This is a genomic window from Flavobacterium sp. xlx-214, from assembly GCF_013874595.1.
Taxonomy (GTDB): domain Bacteria; phylum Bacteroidota; class Bacteroidia; order Flavobacteriales; family Flavobacteriaceae; genus Flavobacterium.
Window position 1 is genome coordinate 2,492,747 of record NZ_CP059431.1, and the last position, 17,809, is coordinate 2,510,555.

General features: G+C 31.6%; 19 protein-coding genes and 1 tRNA gene. 10 read left to right on the forward strand and 10 right to left on the reverse strand.

The features are described from left to right. Positions 1-14: 14 nt before the first annotated feature. On the reverse strand, positions 15-674 hold the full coding sequence (locus H1R17_RS11650) for an ABC transporter ATP-binding protein (protein WP_163431266.1): 660 nt from the start codon (positions 672-674) through the stop codon (positions 15-17). A 147-nt stretch (positions 675-821) separates the two neighbouring features. On the opposite strand from H1R17_RS11650, the gene H1R17_RS11655 reads away from it, so the two are divergent. Continuing rightward, the gene (locus tag H1R17_RS11655; protein WP_163431267.1) at positions 822-1,127 is read left to right on the forward strand and encodes a hypothetical protein; all 306 of its coding nucleotides are present in this window, start codon (positions 822-824) and stop codon (positions 1,125-1,127) included. A 37-nt stretch (positions 1,128-1,164) separates the two neighbouring features. Here the strand turns inward: H1R17_RS11655 and H1R17_RS11660 are convergent, their stop codons facing one another. Then, positions 1,165-2,355 (reverse strand): pyridoxal phosphate-dependent aminotransferase, encoded by a 1,191-nt coding sequence (locus H1R17_RS11660; RefSeq protein WP_163431268.1) that lies wholly within the window; start codon positions 2,353-2,355, stop codon positions 1,165-1,167. A gap of 158 nt (positions 2,356-2,513) precedes the next feature. On the opposite strand from H1R17_RS11660, the gene ccsA reads away from it, so the two are divergent. The 4 genes from ccsA to H1R17_RS11680 all read left to right on the forward strand — a co-directional run bounded on the left by ccsA (position 2,514) and on the right by H1R17_RS11680 (position 8,814). Beyond that, entirely contained in the window at positions 2,514-5,675 is a 3,162-nt protein-coding gene (gene ccsA / locus H1R17_RS11665; protein WP_240453328.1) for a cytochrome c biogenesis protein, read from the forward strand. A gap of 105 nt (positions 5,676-5,780) precedes the next feature. Continuing rightward, positions 5,781-6,365 carry a glutathione peroxidase gene (locus tag H1R17_RS11670; protein ID WP_163431269.1) on the forward strand — a complete coding sequence of 195 codons (585 nt, stop codon included), beginning with the start codon at positions 5,781-5,783 and terminating at the stop codon, positions 6,363-6,365. A gap of 58 nt (positions 6,366-6,423) precedes the next feature. Further along, on the forward strand, positions 6,424-8,079 hold the full coding sequence (gene menD / locus H1R17_RS11675; RefSeq protein WP_163431270.1) for a 2-succinyl-5-enolpyruvyl-6-hydroxy-3-cyclohexene-1-carboxylic-acid synthase: 1,656 nt from the start codon (positions 6,424-6,426) through the stop codon (positions 8,077-8,079). Positions 8,080-8,091: 12 nt separating this feature from the next. Further along, the gene (locus H1R17_RS11680) at positions 8,092-8,814 is read left to right on the forward strand and encodes a DUF4197 domain-containing protein (RefSeq protein ID WP_163431271.1); all 723 of its coding nucleotides are present in this window, start codon (positions 8,092-8,094) and stop codon (positions 8,812-8,814) included. A gap of 34 nt (positions 8,815-8,848) precedes the next feature. On the opposite strand, the gene H1R17_RS11685 is transcribed toward H1R17_RS11680, so the two are convergent. Then, complete coding sequence (locus H1R17_RS11685; protein WP_163431272.1) at positions 8,849-9,283, reverse strand: FKBP-type peptidyl-prolyl cis-trans isomerase; 435 nt, start codon at positions 9,281-9,283, stop codon at positions 8,849-8,851. A gap of 5 nt (positions 9,284-9,288) precedes the next feature. After that, positions 9,289-9,576 carry a DUF202 domain-containing protein gene (locus tag H1R17_RS11690; protein WP_205600658.1) on the reverse strand — a complete coding sequence of 96 codons (288 nt, stop codon included), beginning with the start codon at positions 9,574-9,576 and terminating at the stop codon, positions 9,289-9,291. 129 nt (positions 9,577-9,705) lie between these two features. Between H1R17_RS11690 and H1R17_RS11695 the strand changes: the two genes are divergently transcribed. Beyond that, the gene (locus H1R17_RS11695) at positions 9,706-10,242 is read left to right on the forward strand and encodes a lipocalin family protein (RefSeq protein WP_163431273.1); all 537 of its coding nucleotides are present in this window, start codon (positions 9,706-9,708) and stop codon (positions 10,240-10,242) included. A 32-nt stretch (positions 10,243-10,274) separates the two neighbouring features. On the opposite strand, the gene H1R17_RS11700 is transcribed toward H1R17_RS11695, so the two are convergent. The 5 genes from H1R17_RS11700 to H1R17_RS11720 all read right to left on the reverse strand — a co-directional run bounded on the left by H1R17_RS11700 (position 10,275) and on the right by H1R17_RS11720 (position 15,025). Further along, on the reverse strand, positions 10,275-11,078 hold the full coding sequence (locus tag H1R17_RS11700; RefSeq protein ID WP_163431274.1) for a helical backbone metal receptor: 804 nt from the start codon (positions 11,076-11,078) through the stop codon (positions 10,275-10,277). A gap of 4 nt (positions 11,079-11,082) precedes the next feature. Then, positions 11,083-11,901 carry an orotidine-5'-phosphate decarboxylase gene (gene pyrF / locus H1R17_RS11705; protein ID WP_163431275.1) on the reverse strand — a complete coding sequence of 273 codons (819 nt, stop codon included), beginning with the start codon at positions 11,899-11,901 and terminating at the stop codon, positions 11,083-11,085. A gap of 3 nt (positions 11,902-11,904) precedes the next feature. Then, positions 11,905-12,318 (reverse strand): PH domain-containing protein, encoded by a 414-nt coding sequence (locus H1R17_RS11710; protein WP_163431276.1) that lies wholly within the window; start codon positions 12,316-12,318, stop codon positions 11,905-11,907. 56 nt (positions 12,319-12,374) lie between these two features. Further along, positions 12,375-13,448 carry a peptide chain release factor 1 gene (gene prfA, locus H1R17_RS11715; protein WP_163431314.1) on the reverse strand — a complete coding sequence of 358 codons (1,074 nt, stop codon included), beginning with the start codon at positions 13,446-13,448 and terminating at the stop codon, positions 12,375-12,377. A gap of 128 nt (positions 13,449-13,576) precedes the next feature. Then, the gene (locus H1R17_RS11720; protein WP_163431277.1) at positions 13,577-15,025 is read right to left on the reverse strand and encodes a PLP-dependent aminotransferase family protein; all 1,449 of its coding nucleotides are present in this window, start codon (positions 15,023-15,025) and stop codon (positions 13,577-13,579) included. Between the two features lie 91 nt (positions 15,026-15,116). On the opposite strand from H1R17_RS11720, the gene H1R17_RS11725 reads away from it, so the two are divergent. From H1R17_RS11725 to H1R17_RS11740, 4 genes are all read left to right on the forward strand, one after another. Beyond that, on the forward strand, positions 15,117-15,566 hold the full coding sequence (locus H1R17_RS11725; protein WP_163431278.1) for a GNAT family N-acetyltransferase: 450 nt from the start codon (positions 15,117-15,119) through the stop codon (positions 15,564-15,566). A 75-nt stretch (positions 15,567-15,641) separates the two neighbouring features. Next, positions 15,642-15,712: transfer RNA gene (locus H1R17_RS11730), tRNA-Cys, on the forward strand. A 22-nt stretch (positions 15,713-15,734) separates the two neighbouring features. Next, positions 15,735-16,466 carry a YggS family pyridoxal phosphate-dependent enzyme gene (locus H1R17_RS11735; RefSeq protein ID WP_163431279.1) on the forward strand — a complete coding sequence of 244 codons (732 nt, stop codon included), beginning with the start codon at positions 15,735-15,737 and terminating at the stop codon, positions 16,464-16,466. Positions 16,467-16,571: 105 nt separating this feature from the next. Then, the gene (locus H1R17_RS11740) at positions 16,572-17,117 is read left to right on the forward strand and encodes a GNAT family N-acetyltransferase (protein WP_163431280.1); all 546 of its coding nucleotides are present in this window, start codon (positions 16,572-16,574) and stop codon (positions 17,115-17,117) included. A gap of 9 nt (positions 17,118-17,126) precedes the next feature. Here the strand turns inward: H1R17_RS11740 and H1R17_RS11745 are convergent, their stop codons facing one another. Beyond that, entirely contained in the window at positions 17,127-17,732 is a 606-nt protein-coding gene (locus tag H1R17_RS11745; RefSeq protein WP_163431281.1) for a hypothetical protein, read from the reverse strand. Positions 17,733-17,809 lie beyond the last annotated feature (77 nt).

The following is a 17,809-nucleotide window of genomic DNA, read 5'->3' on the forward strand; positions in this document are numbered from 1 at the left end:
TCTTTGTTTAAAAATTATAAAAATTTACCATCACTCATAACCAACTTTCTGTCGGCTAAATTAGCCAATTCTTCATTATGAGTTACAATTACAAATGTTTGCCCAAATTTATCACGCAATTGAAAAAATAAATCGTGCAGATTTTCTGCCGATTGTGTATCTAAATTTCCAGACGGTTCATCGGCAAAAATGACAGCAGGTTTATTTATTAAGGCTCTGGCCACTGCCACACGTTGTTGTTCTCCACCTGACATTTCTGACGGAAAATGATTAATTCTATGACTTAAACCTAAATAAGCAAGTAGTTCTTTGGCTTCCTTTTCAGCTTCGCTTTTATTTCTATTTGCAATATAGGCTGGAATGCAAACATTTTCTAGAGCAGAAAACTCAGGCAGTAATTGATGAAATTGAAATATAAAACCTAACTTTTTATTTCTAAAAACAGCTAGTTCTTTATCTTTCAACTTTAAAACATCCGTTTCATCAATTAACAATTCAGCTGTAGCATTTTTAAGAGGTGTATCAAGTGTTCCTAAAATTTGTAGTAAAGTAGTTTTACCAGCACCCGAAGCACCAACTATAGCAACTATTTCGCCTTTTTTTATTTGTAATGATACATCATTTAAAACCGTTAAATCACCAAATTGCTTACTTAAATGTTTAGCTTTAATCATGTCTTTAAATTTGTTAACGAAATTACTTAATCTTTTACTTAAAAAATATAAATACCTGTTTTTTTAAAAGAATTTATTTTATGCTACTTTTAATAAAATTTGGCATGTGGTTTGTTTTATAGTAAACACAATATTAATTAATTAAAGATGAACGAAGTAATTGTACAACAAAATGAAAAAGTTACAGACAAAAATAAATACCGCCTTTTGGCTTTAGGGATTTTGTTTGATGTAATTGGAACATTTTCTTTTGCAATACCTGTTTTAGGAGAATTTTCAGATGTTATCTGGGCTCCTATTGCAGCATTATTATTAAAATCAATGTATAAAGGAAGTATTGGTAAAGTTGGTGGTATTATTGCTTTTGTTGAGGAAGCTTTACCTGGTTTAGACTTTATACCTACTTTTACTTTAACTTGGGTTTATACCTATATTATTAAAAAGGATGAATAAAAAAACCGACAGTCTTTGGCTGTCGGTTTTTAATATATTACTTGTTATAAACTTTTAAAGCTTCTTTAATAATTTCAGCAGATTTAATTAAATCTTCTTTCTTTAAAACGTAAGCTAATCTAACTTCGTCTAAGCCAACGCCTGGTGTAGAATAAAATCCTGCAGCCGGAGCTACCATTACTGTTTCGCCATTTAAATCATATGATTCTAACAACCATTTTGCAAAATCTTCCGCGTTTGCAACTGGTAATTTAGCAATACAATAAAAAGCACCTTTAGGCATAGACACTTGTACACCATCAATTGCATTTAAAGCATTTACCAACGTTTCTCTACGATCTTTGTACTCTGTAATAACATCATCAAAGTAAGATTGTGGTGTATCTAAAGCTGCCTCAGAAGCAATTTGAGCATAAGTTGGAGGCGATAAACGTGCTTGAGCAAACTTCATTGCAGTTGCCATTAACTCCTTGTTTTTTGACACTATACAACCAATACGCGCACCACACATACTGAAACGTTTTGAAACCGAATCAATCATAATAGCATTTTGTGCAATGCTTTCTTCATTCATTACCGAAAAATGTTGGAATCCATCGTAAACAAATTCACGGTAAACTTCATCAGCAATTAAAAACAAATCGTGTTTCTTAACCAATGCAGCCAATTGTTTAATTTCTTCCTGACTGTATAAATATCCTGTTGGATTACCTGGGTTACAAATTAAAATGGCTTTTGTTTTTGGAGTGATTAATTTTTCAAAATCGGCAATTGCTGGTAAAGCAAAACCCGTTTCAATACCCGAAATTACAGGAACAACTTTTACACCGTTTTGAGTTGAAAATCCATTGTAATTTGCGTAGAATGGCTCCGGAATAATAATTTCATCACCTTCGTCCATTGTAGACCCCATAGCAAAAATCAATGCCTCAGATCCACCAGTGGTAATAATGATATCTTCCTTATTAATTGGTAAACCTTGTTTTTGATAATAAGCTGCTAATTTTTCACGATAAGAATCAAATCCTGCAGAATGACTGTACTCTAAAACAGTAATATCAGCATTTTTTACAGCATCTAAAGCAACTTGAGGTGTTTTAATATCTGGTTGCCCAATATTTAAATGATATACTTTATTTCCCTTTTTCTTTGCTACTTCGGCAAAAGGAACCAACTTACGAATTGGAGACTCAGGCATTTGCAAACCTTTTCGTGAAATATGAGGCATAATAACTTATTTTATATATTTTTTAATAGCTACAAATGTAGTTTTTTTATCGTAAAATGCTACTCCTTTTTATTTGTTTAAATTAAGTTAAAATAAACTCCTACCTATTTAATTTGAGTACTTTTGTGAAATTTCAAGATTCACTACAACTATTTACTATGAACAAAATTATCTCTTTTTTGTCATCTACAAGGTTAATGGCTGTTCTATTCATTGTTTTTGCAGCCGTTATGGGTATTGCAACTTTTATTGAAAATGAATACAACACCGATACTGCCCGAATTTTAGTGTACAACACCAAATGGTTTGAAGCTATTATGTTAATTTTTGTTTTCAACTTTATAGGAAACATCAAACGTTACAATTTATGGAGTTGGAAAAAGCTAGACACCTTATTACTTCACCTATCGTTTATTTTAATTTTAGTGGGAGCGTTTGTAACTCGATATATTAGTTTTGAAGGCATGATGCCTATTAGAGAAAAAGAAACTACCAATCAGTTTTTTTCTGATCGCACTTTCTTAACGGTAATGGTTGATGGCGAAATGGATGGCGAAATGAAAAGAAGAACTTTTGAAAATCCGCATTTATTTTCAGGTGCTTTAGATCAAGATAACTTCATTAGTAATTTTGCATCTAACCATTTCAGCATTAAAAAAGACTTTAACAAAATACCTTTTGAGGTTGAGTTTAAAGAATTTATAATGGGTGCCGAAGAAATAATTGAGGAAAATCCAAATGGTAAAAGTTTTCTAAAATTAGTAGAATCTAGTCATGGTGAACGTCATGAACATTTTATAGAAGAAGGTACAGTTGAAAGTATTCACAATATTTTATATTCTTATAACAAACCAACAGAAGGCGCTGTAAACTTTTACACAAATGAGCAAGGCGAAATGCAAATAAACACTCCTTTTACAGGAAGTTACCGTATTATGGCCACTCAAGCAACGGGTGATGTTACAGCAAATACTCCCGCACCTTTAAATTACCGCTCTATGTATGATTTACAAGGTGTTCAATTTGTAATGGATAGACCAATAAAAGGAAAAAGAGTATTAAAATCGAATGGAGATTTTAAAGCCAAAAACACTTCAGATGCTTTAGTGTTAACCGTTTCGTCTCAAGGTAAAAAAGAAGAAGTTACCTTACGTGGCTCTAAAGGTGCTATGGGTATTCCACAATCGTTTAAATTAGGTGCTTTAGAATTCACATTAATCTATGGATCAAAAGTTTACATTACACCGTTTCAAGTAAAGCTAAATGATTTTATTGCAGAGAAATATCCTGGAACCGAAAAAAGTTATTCATCATTTGAAAGTAAAGTAACCATTATTGATCCTGATAAATCATTTGATTATCGTATTTATATGAACCACGTTTTAGACCACAAAGGATATCGTTTCTTTCAAGCTTCTTATGATCCTGATGAATTAGGAACCCATTTATCAGTAAATCACGATTTTTGGGGAACTTGGATTACCTATATTGGCTATACTTTATTATACATTTCTATGTTGTTAATTTTATTTACTAAAAACACACGTTTTAACGATTTAAGAAAGAAATTAAATAAAATACACACCAAAAAAGCAGCTTTAACAACTATTGCCTTATTGTTTGGATTGTTTTCTGCAACTGCTCAGCATTCTCACAATAAACCTACAACTGCTCAAGTAGATTCTTTATTAATAAAAACAACGGTTTCACAAGAACACGCCGATTTATTTGGATCAATCATTATCCAAGATACAGGTGGCCGTATGAAACCTATCAATACATTTTCATCAGAATTATTACGTAAAGTAAGTAAAGATGATCATTTTAGAGGGATGGATTCTGATCAAGTAATGTTATCAATTACACAGTTTCCGCAACTATGGTATCATGTACCTATTATCAATTTAAAAAAGGGCAATGATAGTATTCGTTCCATAATTGGAATTCCTTCAGATGCTAAATTTGCAGCCCTAGCTGATTTCTTTGATGATAAAGGAAACTATAAGTTAGATAAATTTCTAGACCAAGCTCATCAGGCAGCTGTTAAGAATAAATTTCAAGAAGATTTTATTACTGCCGATGAAAAAGTGAATCTATTATATTCTGCAGTAAGTGGTCAAATTTTAAAAATATTTCCAATTCCTGGTCACACTAATAACAAATGGGTTTCTTATTTAGAATTAAACGAATCAGGTATGAAAGGTATGGACTCGGTTTATACCAAAAATATTTTACCAATGTACACTACCTCATTGTTAAAATCAATAGAAACGAAAGATTTTAAAGCTTCTGACGAATTACTAACCTCGTTAATTAATTTTCAAAAGAAATTTGGTGGAAATGTTTTACCAAGTGAGCAAAAAATAAAAGCCGAAATTCTGTACAATAAGTACGATGTTTTCAAAAAGCTATTCTCATACTATATGTATGTGTCAGCACTTATGTTTATCTTAGTAATTATTCGCATTTTTAAAGATAACAAAGCGTTACGTATTATAACAAAATTTTTTACTGTTTTAATTATTGCATTATTTGCATTACATACTTTAGGTTTAATTGCACGTTGGTATGTTTCGGGGCATGCACCATGGTCTAATGCTTACGAATCGATGATTTTTGTAGCTTGGGCAACCATGTTATTTGGATTATTTTTTGGTAGAAAGTCAAACTTAACCATTGCTTCTACCGCTTTTGTAGTAAGTATGATTTTGATGATTGCACATTGGAATTGGATGGATCCACAAATTGGTACTTTGCAAGCCGTTTTAGATTCGTATTGGTTAATGATTCACGTATCCATTATTGTAGGTAGTTACGGTCCATTTACTTTAGGAATGGTTTTAGGAATTGTAGCTTTATTATTTATGATTTTTACTACAAAAGATAACAAAGCAAAAATGGAACTAAACCTTAAAGAAATTACCTATATTAACGAAATGGCTTTAACCGTTGGTTTGGTAATGCTTACAATAGGAAATTTTATGGGTGGCCAATGGGCCAACGAAAGTTGGGGACGTTATTGGGGATGGGATCCTAAAGAAACTTGGGCTTTAATATCTATTATGGTATATGCTTTTGTAATTCACATGCGCTTTGTACCAGCTTTACGCGGTTTATGGATTTACAATTTAATGTCGGTTATAGCTTTTTACAGTATTTTAATGACCTATTTTGGCGTAAACTTTTACTTATCAGGCTTGCACTCTTATGCAAAAGGAGATCAAATGGTAACTCCATCTTTCATTTGGATATCTGTAGGATCGCTTTTCGTTTTAGGCACATTAGCTTTCTATAAATATAAAAAGTATTATAAAAAGTAAATAATAAAAAAAGCGCTCCTTATATAAGGAGCGCTTTTTTAATAACAGAACTAATATTAACTTTAAATATCAAATAAATTGTGTAAATTTAATAAACTGCAATATATGAAAACATTCTTATTACTCGCAACTTTTTTAACAATAAGTTGTGTAAAAAATCCACAAATAAAAATAAGCAAAGAACAACAAATGGAACAACAAAAAAACATCAGCCCTATACATCAGTTTAAAGTAAAGGATATTACAGGAAACGACTTTGATTTGAGTCAGCTAAAAGGTAAAAAAGTATTAATTGTCAATACTGCTTCAAAATGTGGATTAACACCACAATTTGAACAATTAGAGGCTTTATACCAAAAATATAAAGATCAAAATTTTATCATCTTAGGTTTTCCTACAAATGATTTTATGAGTCAAGACCCTGGAACAAATGAAGAAATTGCAGCTTTTTGTAAATTAAATTATGGCGTTACTTTTCCAATGATGGAGAAAGTAAAAGTGAAAGGAGAAACTATTGAACCACTATTCAACTATTTATTAACTAAAAACCTTAATGGTTTAGGAGATTTTGTTGTAGAATGGAACTTTCAAAAGTTTTTAATAAATGAAGAAGGTAAACTAGATAAAGTTATTAGTCCTAAAACTTCACCAACCGATCAAGAAATCATTAATTGGATTGAAGGAAAATAAAAAACAATACCTTACTATTTTAGGATAGTTTGTATCTTTGAGTAAATATTTCAAAGAAATGAATTATCCTGAAATACCTTTAGCGCAAAGTGTTTTACAACTATTTAAAGCTAAAGGAATCAAACATATTATTATATCACCAGGATCAAGAAATGCGCCTTTAACAATAGGCTTTTCTTCAGATCCTTTTTTTACTTGTTACAGTATTGTTGATGAGCGTTGTGCTGCTTTTTTTGCCATGGGCATAGCGCAGCAATTACAACAACCAACTGCTTTGCTTTGTACTTCGGGCTCAGCTTTATTAAACTATTATCCTGCAGTTGCAGAAGCTTTTTACAGTCAAATACCATTGATTGTTTTGTCTGCAGACAGACCAACTTCAAAAATTGATATTGGTGATGGGCAAACCATACGTCAGCGAAATGTTTTTGAAAATCATTCCTTGTTCAATGCCAATTTGTTAGATGAAGCTAGCACTACAAATGATGAACTAATACTTAAAGCTATTGCAACGGCTCAAAACAAACTAGGCCCCGTTCATATAAATATTCCTTTTGAAGAACCGTTGTATGGCACTGTTGATACTTTAACGTATCTCCCTAATTTATCAGAAACAATTGATATAAAAGAAGTTAACAATGAAATTTCAATTGATTTTTCTATTATTAATAAGGCAACAAAAATTATTGTTTTGATTGGATCACAAGATCCCAATACCATTTCACAAGAAAACATCGATTTTTTAGCATCGTTGCCCAATGTGGTGATTTTAACCGAAATCAACTCAAACGTACATCACCCTAATATTGTATCCAATATAGACACCTTAATAAGTACGTTTACCGAAACTGATTTTAAAGATTTTCAACCCGATTTACTGATTACTTTTGGAGGTATGATTGTTTCTAAACGTGTAAAAGCAATGTTTAGAAATTATCCACCTAAAAATCATTGGCATGTTGATGTGTTAAGAGCTTACAACACTTTTAATGCGTTAACCAAGCATATTGAATGTTCTGTAAACTATTTTATTGATTTAATGAAGGAAAATATTCAGATAAAAAACAGCTCTTTTTCAAAAACCATCCATCAAATAATGATGAACAGAAAAAAAGGACATGATAATTATCTACAAAACATTCCTTTTTCAGATTTAAAGTCGTTTGCAATTATTTGGGATTTTTTACCTAAAAACATTCAATTGCAAATAAGTAACAGTGCTGTTATTAGATACGCTCAATTATTTGAAACCCATAGTAGTATTGATGTTTTTTGTAATAGAGGAACAAGCGGCATTGACGGATCAACATCTACATCAATTGGCGCCGCAGTTATCAGTAAAAAACCAACTGTATTACTAACAGGCGATATTAGTTTTTTGTATGATAGTAATGCACTTTGGAATAATTACGTTCCAAAAAATTATAAAATCATTATCATAAATAATGCAGGTGGAGGTATTTTTAGAATTTTACCTGGACATAAAGAAGATACCACTTTTAATACATTTTTTGAAACACAGCACCATTTAACAGCAGAGTATTTAGCTAAAATGTTTGATTTTAACTACTTAACAGCATCCAATGAAGTTGATTTAAAATTGGCATTGAAGTTGTTATTTAACAAAAATGATCAACCCCAAATTTTAGAAATTTTTACACCTACACAAATAAACCGTGATTTATTGCGAAACTATTTCAGCAGTATTTCTTAAAACAAAATTAATATGAAAAAATTCATCGTTCCTATTGCTTTAATCTCTTTAGGATTAACAAATTGCACTGGTTTACAACAAGTTGCCAATTCATTACCGGCTATTTTAGAAAACACTACTTTAGGGCAAACTCAAATTGCTTCAGGTTTAAAAGAAGCATTACAAAAAGGTATTGACAAACAAGTGGTTAACTTAACAAAAACCGATGGTTTTTATAACAACTCGTTAGTACGTATTGGATTACCAAGTGAACTTCAAAAAGTAGAAAAAACGTTGCGTGATGTTGGTTTAGGTAGTTTAGCTGATGAAGGAATTAAATCGTTAAACAAAGCGGCAAGTAATGCTGTAAAAGAGGCGACTCCTATTTTTGTTGATGCTATTACAAGCATGACAATTAGCGATGCTACTAATATTTTAATGGGCAATAAAAATGCAGCTACGCAATATTTAATGAAATCAACCAAAACATCTTTGTATAATAAATTCAACCCAGTTATTAAATCATCTTTTACTAAAGTGGGTGCTGATAAAGTTTGGAGCAATATTATAACAAAATACAACGCATTGCCAATGGTTAAAGATGTTAACCCAGATTTAACTGATTATGTTACCCAACAAGCCTTAACAGGTGTTTATACCATGATTGAAAAAGAAGAGGCAAATATTAGAACCAACGTTTCAGCAAGATCAACCAATTTACTAAAATCGGTTTTTGCTATGCAGGATAAAAAATAAAACAAAAAGGGTCAGATAAAAATCTGACCCTTTTTTATACAATTTCTAATAATTCTACTTCAAAAATAAGTGTACTATTAGGACCAATTTCTTTTGACTTTTGTTCTTCGCCATACGCCAAATGTGCTGGAATAACCAAAATAGCTTTAGAGCCAACATTAAGCAAAGGCATTATGTTTTGCCAACCTTTTATTAATTTGTTAATTTGAAAAGTTGCTGGAACGCCTCGCTCAACTGAGCTATCAAAAATACCTCCTTGAATGTTGGTTCCGTGATAATGACACGTAACCGTATCTGTAAGTGTAGGTTTAGCCCCTACTCCTTCTTTTACAATTTTATAAGCCACACCACTATCGTGTAAAATTCCTTTTTCGTTCTTGCAAAATGCTTCTAAGTACAACATTCCATCTGCTAAATTTTTAGCTGCAAGCTCTTGTTTTCTTTTTAATAATAATTCGGCAACTCCCATATTTTTTATTTTTCGTATTCTAATTTATATTCGCCAACATGTTTTTTTTGATCAGTTATCCATTTGCGTTGAACTAAAAAATGAGCTAAGCCATAAATAAGCAACACAACAGAAAAAACATACATACCAATTGCAACCAAATGGTTTTGATCAAAATCTAACAATTCATTAATAGATAAACCTGCTACAAAGAAGTACATAGATGTTCTTAAAAACGACAATAATGTAGTTTGATTTGCCATATAAGTACGCTCAATAGCTAGTTTTTCGCGTAAAATTAAATCTTTATTCACTTGTATTAAATTTCCACAAAGTTACACAACATATATGATATAGTCTTGTATCTAACAAACTCTTATCTTTCTTTTTGCAAAAAAACAACATTATTATTTATCACTTTTTTGTACCTTTAAAAGAAAACTATGCAAAGAAAAAAGAAAGCAATATTAGCAGCAGGTGTTTTAGGAGCAGGTGCCTTACTGTATTTGGCTACTAAAAACAAAAAAGAAAGCGGTGTAACCGTTGTAACTCCGTTTGATTTAAACCGCTATTTAGGTAGATGGTATGAAATTGCCCGATTGGATTTTAAATGGGAGAAAAACCTTATTAAAACAACAGCTCATTATGGTTTAAATAGAGATGGCTCTATAAAAGTTGTAAACGAGGGTTGGAATGTTAAAAAAGAGCAATGGGAAATTATGGAAGGAAAAGCCAAACAAAATATAAAGAAAACAGGTGCTTTAAAAGTTTCCTTCTGCGGACCTTTTTATGATGAATATAATGTGGTTGAAGTTACAAGTGATTACCAATACGCGCTTGTTTTTGGAAAAAACACCGATTATATGTGGATTTTATCACGCGAAAAAACAATACCGGATTTAATAAAACAATTGTTTTTACTAAAAGCTGAAAGTTTTGGATACAATACCGATAAATTGGTTTGGCCAGAACATGAATAAAAAAGACTGAATTTAAATTCAGTCTTTTTTTATTATTCTGCTATACGATTTTGAAGTGCTTTAAAGTATTGAAACGCTTTAAATAAACGGGTACCATACCAAGAAAACATTTCGCCATCTACAAATACTGTTTTTGCATGATGTGTGGCTCTACCAATTTCAAAAGCGTGTTCTTCTTTAAAAGGATAAGGTTCTGATGATAAAAAAACCAATTCAGGATCACCTTGAATACGCATTTTTCTAATTTCAACTTCAGGATATCTTCCTTCTAGATTTTCGTAAATATTTTCGAATTTATTTAGTTTTAACATTTCATTAATAAACGTATCGCTACCAGCTGCCATATAAGGCTCGCGCCAAATTAAATAAGCTGCTTTTTGCCACGCTTTATCAATCATAAATGTTTGAAAATCTTTATGTGCAAAATCAATTTTTTCAATCCATTTTTTAGCATCAGTTGTTCGCTTAAAAATCGTTCCAAAATCGCTAATGGTTTTTAAAGTATCTTCTACCGTAACAATATCTGTAACAAAAACAGGGCAAATACCTCTTAAACTATCTACTACATCTAACGTATTCTCTTCTTTATTGGCAATGATTATATCTGGATTTAGCGCCTTTATTTTTTCAATATGTACATTTTTGGTACCGCCTACATTAATTTTTACCGATTTTAAATGATACGGATGCACGCAAAACTTGGTTACACCAATAATTTGTTCTTCTAAACCTAATTCGTACAAGGTTTCGGTTAACGAAGGAACCAAAGTAATGATGCGTTTTGGTGTATTTTCAAAAAAATGTACAGCACCTAAATCGTCGGTAATTTCAATCATGTTTTTAATTTTTTTCTAAAATAATTTCCATTGCTTTTTGCAATTTCAAAGCTTCGTTTCTTGCAGCTTTAGCAAAGTCTTCTCCGTTTGACGCATAAATAATACCTCGTGATGAATTAATTAATAATCCCACCTGTTTATTCATTCCGTATTTACAAACTTCTTCTAAGCTACCTCCTTGTGCTCCTACACCAGGAACCAACAAAAAGGCATTAGGAACAATTGCACGAATACCTGTTAGATATTCTGCCTTAGTAGCCCCAACCACATACATTAAATTATGCGCATTTTTCCAGTTTGTAGACGTTTCTAAAACCGTTTTGTACAATTCTTTACCATCAACCGATTTGGTTTGAAAATCAAAAGCACCTTCGTTTGAAGTTAATGCTAATAAAATAGTATGTTTATTTTCAAAAGCTAAAAAAGGCTCAACCGAATCTTTTCCCATATAAGGAGCAACTGTAACCGAATCAAAAGCTAAATCATCGAAAAAAGCCTTTGCATACATATATGACGTGTTTCCAATATCGCCACGCTTTGCATCGGCAATAGTAAATATTTCGGGATGCTTTTTATTGATGTAGTTGATCGTTTTTTCTAACGATTGCCATCCTTTAATACCATAAGCTTCGTAAAAAGCGGTGTTAGGTTTGTACGATACACACAAATCGTGCGTTGCATCAATTATAGCTTTATTGAATTCAAAGATAGGATCTTCGGTTGTTAATAAATGTTTAGGAATTTTATTTAAATCAACATCTAAACCAATGCAAAGGAATGATTTTTTACGTTGAATTTGTTCGTGTAATTCTTGTGTTGTCATTATTTATTCTACTAAAATATTAGGATTAATTTGTAAAAGTGCATTCATTAAATCTTGATTATTTTGTGGAGCAACATATACTTCATCATAACCAAACTTAATAATAATTCCTTTGGTTGCTAATGCAGGTTTTACACCTGACCATAAGGTTTTATTGGGTTGTAATTTGGTTATTTTATTAATATCAATTTTTCCTTTTAAAAAAGCCGATTGGTAATGAAAATAATGATCTTTTACGGTGTATTTTGTTGAAAAGTAAGTCCAAACAAAAAGCATCAATGGAAGTATTGCAGGAACTATAACCCAGTAATTTTCAAACTCTACGTAATTCATTACTAACACAAATACCAAAAATAAAAAAGAACATACAATGTATATCCAAAAATTACCTTTGTTAGCTTGAAACGTTTGCATCATATAACACATTTATTAAAAAAAGCCTCTTTTTCAGAGGCTTTTACAAATATAATAAATTAAAATACTTCAGATTCTTTTAATTTCTCAGTATTGGCAACTAATTGTAATTCATCAATAAATTTCTGAATTTTACCACTCATAACACCATCCATATCAAAAACGTCCATTCCAATACGGTGATCGGTTACACGTCCTTGCGGGTAATTGTATGTGCGAATTTTAGCAGAACGGTCGCCTGATGAAACCTGTGAATTACGCTTTTTAGCATCTTCTTCTTGTTTCTTTGCCAATTCCATTTCATATAAACGCGAACGTAAAACGGTTAACGCCTTGTCTTTGTTTTTATGTTGTGATTTTTCGTCTTGACATTGCGCCACCAAACCTGTAGGAATGTGTGTCATACGAACTGCTGATTTTGTTGTATTTACCGATTGACCTCCTGGACCAGAAGAACAGAAAAAGTCAATACGTACATCGTTCATATCAATTTGTACATCAAACTCCTCCGCCTCAGGCAAAACCATTACAGTTGCTGCAGATGTATGTACACGACCTTGCGTTTCGGTTTGAGGTACACGTTGTACACGGTGTACACCTGCTTCAAACTTTAAGGTACCGTAAACATCTTCACCAGTAACTTCAAAAATTACCTCTTTAAAACCACCCGATGTACCTTCGTTCATATCAACAACCGAAGTTCTCCAACCTTTAGTTTCACAGAATTTTGTATACATACGAAATAAATCTCCTGCAAAAATAGAAGCTTCATCACCACCTGTACCAGCACGAATTTCAACCATTACGTTTTTAGCATCTTCCGGATCTTTAGGAATCAGCATAAACTTAATTTCATCTTCTAATTCTGGTAAACGTGTTTGTGCTTCATCTAATTGCATTTTAGCCATATCTACCATTTCGGCATCACTACCGTCGGCAATTATTTCTTTGGCTTCATCAATATTTCCTACTACATTAATATATTCCTCGCGTTTTTCAACCAAGGCTTTTAAGTCTTTATATTCTTTGTTTAATTGTACGTAACGTTTTTGATCAGCAATAATGTCTGGCTGAATAATTAAGTCAGAAACCTCATCAAAACGCTGTTTTACATATTGTAAACGATCTAACATCATAAGTCATAGATTTTCAGGTGGCAAATTTACGAAAAAAAGACTGATTTTTTCACTATTTTAAGATATTAAATTTGACTAATCGTTTTGCTCGTTTTGATAGGATATTGCTTTAGTTTTTTATCAATTTACATTGCTTGCAACTTTTTCTCAATCAATAAAATAGATTTTTCTAATTCTTGTTCATTCATAGAAGCAAATCCAAATCGGAAGGCATTTTGTTCTTCTACTATACGCATGATTTTTAATTGTGGAACTTTCGTTAATTCCAATACTTTGTATTTTGATTTTAATTGTATCCAAATTGCCATTCCACCAGAAGGAAGTGCATAATCAATATACTTTTCTAATTTATTCTTTAATAAAGCGTCTAAAAAATCTCTACGAAAATGATATACTTTTTTGGCTTTTTTAAGATGTCGTTTTAGCTCACCATTTTTTATTAACGTTGCCAAAGCGTTTTGCATATAACCATCGCCGCCCACATCAATTAATTTTCGAAGAGCAACACACTGTTGAATAAAATTTTCGGGTGCCACCATAAAACCTATTCGCAAAGAAGGATCTAAAACCTTAGAAAAAGAGCCAATATAAATAACATTTCCGTTGTGATGCGCACTTGCCAATGGCAAATAAGGTGATGACGTGTAATGATAGTCATAATCGTAATCATCCTCAATAATTGCAAATGAATATTGTTGCGAAAGCTGTAAAAGTTTCATTCGGCGTTCCACACTCAATGTAACCGTTGTAGGATAATGATGATGCGGAATTACATAAACCGCCGTAATTTTCTCTTTTTTACAAACTTCTTCAATTGCATCTACATCCAATCCGTTTTCATCAACCGCAATTTCAACAAGCCTAGCTCCTACTTCTAAAAAAGTATTATTTGCTATAGGATAATTGGGTTTGCCCACAATAACTTTAGCATCCAAACTTAACAACAATCGCGCAGTAAGATAAATACTCATTTGTGCGCCGTGGGTAATTAATATGTTTTGAGGCAAAATATTTAGACCTCTTGTTTCTGCCAAAAAAACAGCCAACTCTTCCCTTAATCGCAAAGTTCCTTGATCTGTTCCTATATGTGCATTTTTGATGGAATGATTTTTTGAGGTGTATGAACGATACGTTTTTAAAAGCTCATCAATTGGTGATAATCGTACATCGGGATGTCCATCGTTTATAATAATTTCAGGAAAAACTAAAGATTCATTCAGGTTGTTTTTAGCATTTATTGATTTGAACGGAAGCTGAAAAGAATTTTCGTAAGATGTTTTAGCATTGGAAACATTCCATTTCTTAGGCTCCAGAAGTGGAATACGATCCGAAACCGAAACATATTTTCTGGGAACAATTACAATCCAATCTTGTGCATTTAACTCATCATAAGCTGCAATAACCGTTTTTCTATGAACATCAACCATTTTAGCCATTTCGCGGCTTCCAGGCAAATGCGTTCCTGCTTTTAAAGTTCCGTTTCTAATTGCATCAATTATAGAAAATGCAATTTGCTTATAAATGGAAACTTTACTGGTTTTATCAATTTGGATAATGTGTTCAAACGGAAACATACTGGACTACTAATTAACTAAAATCTGGATTACAAATATAGTCCATTTATAAAATACTTTTGCCATATCAATTTAAAACATCAAAACAACAATGGATTACGAAATTAGAAAAGCAAGTTTAGAAGATTTAAACGAAACAGCCGAATTATTTAATCTTTACCGCATTTTTTATAGACAAGCATCGGATGTAGAAAAAGGCAAGCAATTCTTGAAAGAACGATTCTTAAATAGCGAATCTGATATATTTTTAGTATTTTGGGAAAACAAAGCGGTTGGTTTCGTGCAACTTTACAAATTGTTTCATTACGCTAAATTAGAAAAGCAATTTTTATTAAGCGACTTGTTTGTACATCCCAATTACAGAGGCAAAGGATTATCGGTTGCGTTGATTGACCGAAGCAAAAAATGGTGCGAAGAAACGGGCGCTTGCGGATTGATGTTAGAAACCGAAAAAATGAACAATATTGGTAACCAATTATATCCTAGATGTGATTTTGAATACGACGGAGCACACAATTATTATCATTGGTGGAAAAAATAAAGTTGAAAAAGAAATTGCTTTATGGTTGTTTTTATAAAATAAAACTGACGAATTGAAACAATTTCTTTCTTAAAAGGTCGGATGGCTGAGTGGTTAGGCAAAGGTGCGCAATACCTTTTACAGTGGTTCAAATCCATTTCCGACCTCAATTCTATAAAACAAATCTGAATGAAGGATGATATTTTAAACAATTTGAATGTTATTTTAGATCGAATTGAAAAAGCGTGTCTTAAAAGCAATCGAAATCCTAATGAAGTTAAATTGTTATTGGCAACCAAAACAGTTTCAGCCGAAAAAATAAAAGTAGTGTTACAAGCCAATCAAACATTAATTGCCGAAAACAAAGTTCAGGAATTAAAAGAAAAGTTCGACGATTTAAAAGATATTCCGCATATAAATCACTTCATCGGACATTTGCAAACCAACAAAATAAAAGATATTTTAAAATACGATGTATCCTGTATTCAATCAGTTGATCGATTAGATTTAGCCGAAAAACTACAACAAAGATTAACTTTAGAAAATAAAACAATCGAAGTTTTAATTCAGGTAAATACATCAAACGAAGAAAGTAAATTTGGCGCTAAACCCGAAAATACAATTGAATTGATTCAACAAATAAAAAAACTTGATCGATTGAAAATAAAGGGTTTAATGACCATTGGACTTTTTAGTTCGGAAACCGAAAAAGTTCGAAAATGTTTCCAAATTCTAAAATCAATTCAACAAGAAATCATCAAACAAAATATTCCGAATGTTGAAATGAACGAACTTTCCATGGGAATGAGTGGTGATTTAGAAACTGCAATTGAAGAAGGTGCAACGATTGTTCGCGTTGGAACTGCCATTTTTGGGCAACGAATTTACCCGGATAATTATTATTGGAATGAAAACAATTAATATTTTAAAAATATTTAGCACAAAATAAATCAACTTATACCATTTGATAGCCGATCTTTACACTAAGAAATGATAAAACACATCCACTTAAAAAATAAATTTAAAATGAATTTCAGTATACAAACTATATTAGAAAATGAAAAAGTGATACTTTATCCTTTGGATGAAAATGATTTTGATGCATTGTATCATGTAGCACGTGATCCTGAAATATGGAAACAACATCCAAATAAAAATCGTTGGGAAAAAGAAGTTTTTCAAAGCTTTTTTGAAGGCGCTTTTCAAAGTAAAGGTGCTTTTAAAATTGTAGATAAAAGTACTAATAATGTAATAGGTAGTACTCGTTTTTACGATTACAACCATCAAGAAAACAGTATACTTATAGGCTATACTTTTTACGGAGTTGCCTATTGGGGTAAAGGAATTAATAAACAAGTAAAAGCCATAATGCTTGATTACATTTTTCAATTTGTTTCAAAAGTATACTTTCAGGTTGGTGCTGAGAATGTTCGTTCTCAAATAGCTATCTCTCGCCTAAAAGCAGAAAAAATTGCTGAGCAAGAAGTAGCTTACTTTAAAGAACAACCCAAATTAAATTTTGTTTATGAAATAAGTAAAGAAAATTGGAATGCTTATAAAAACAATAGGTAGTTATTTTGGTTACCATTGTGCATCTTTAATGAGATAACTGGTTGTATCCGCTACTGTTTGCCAAGGCGCCTGGCTAAATTTGTAATAGCGTTTCATACCAAAACCGGAGTCATCGGCTCTTTTAGAATGATCTTGTCTTCCCCAATAATATCCTACATCGTATTTTTTATTCTGATATTCTACAGTGCCATACATAATAAGATTTGATGAACCAGAAACACCGCCAATTGTAATAACTGCTTTATGAAAAGTAATTACCGTTCCTGCAGGAAAAGTTTCTAAAAAAGTAATATCGCAAACATCACAAGGCTCACTTTTATCTATTCTAATTTGGTTTCTTCGTACTAAATCATCGTAATTGTAACTTGTAGTATCCGTTAATAAATAAGGAAATTTACTATTATCATAATTTGCTTTATCCTCTTTTACCAAAAAAGTTTCTGTTTTTAACTCTAGCGGCTTTCCAACCCACTCTACAAAGGGTTTTTCTTTACTAATATCGCTTGTTTTGGTTTTTACTGTTAGGTACAAAACAAGTATAAAAAGTAAAATTACAAGTATTACTATTGAAAATATAACCATTATAACTTTTAAAGGAGTCCATTTAATTTTCATAAAACAACAATTAGCTAGCATCTATAAAAAAGCATCTCCTTTTACTGCTAGCACTTTATATTGCTACTAAGCTATAA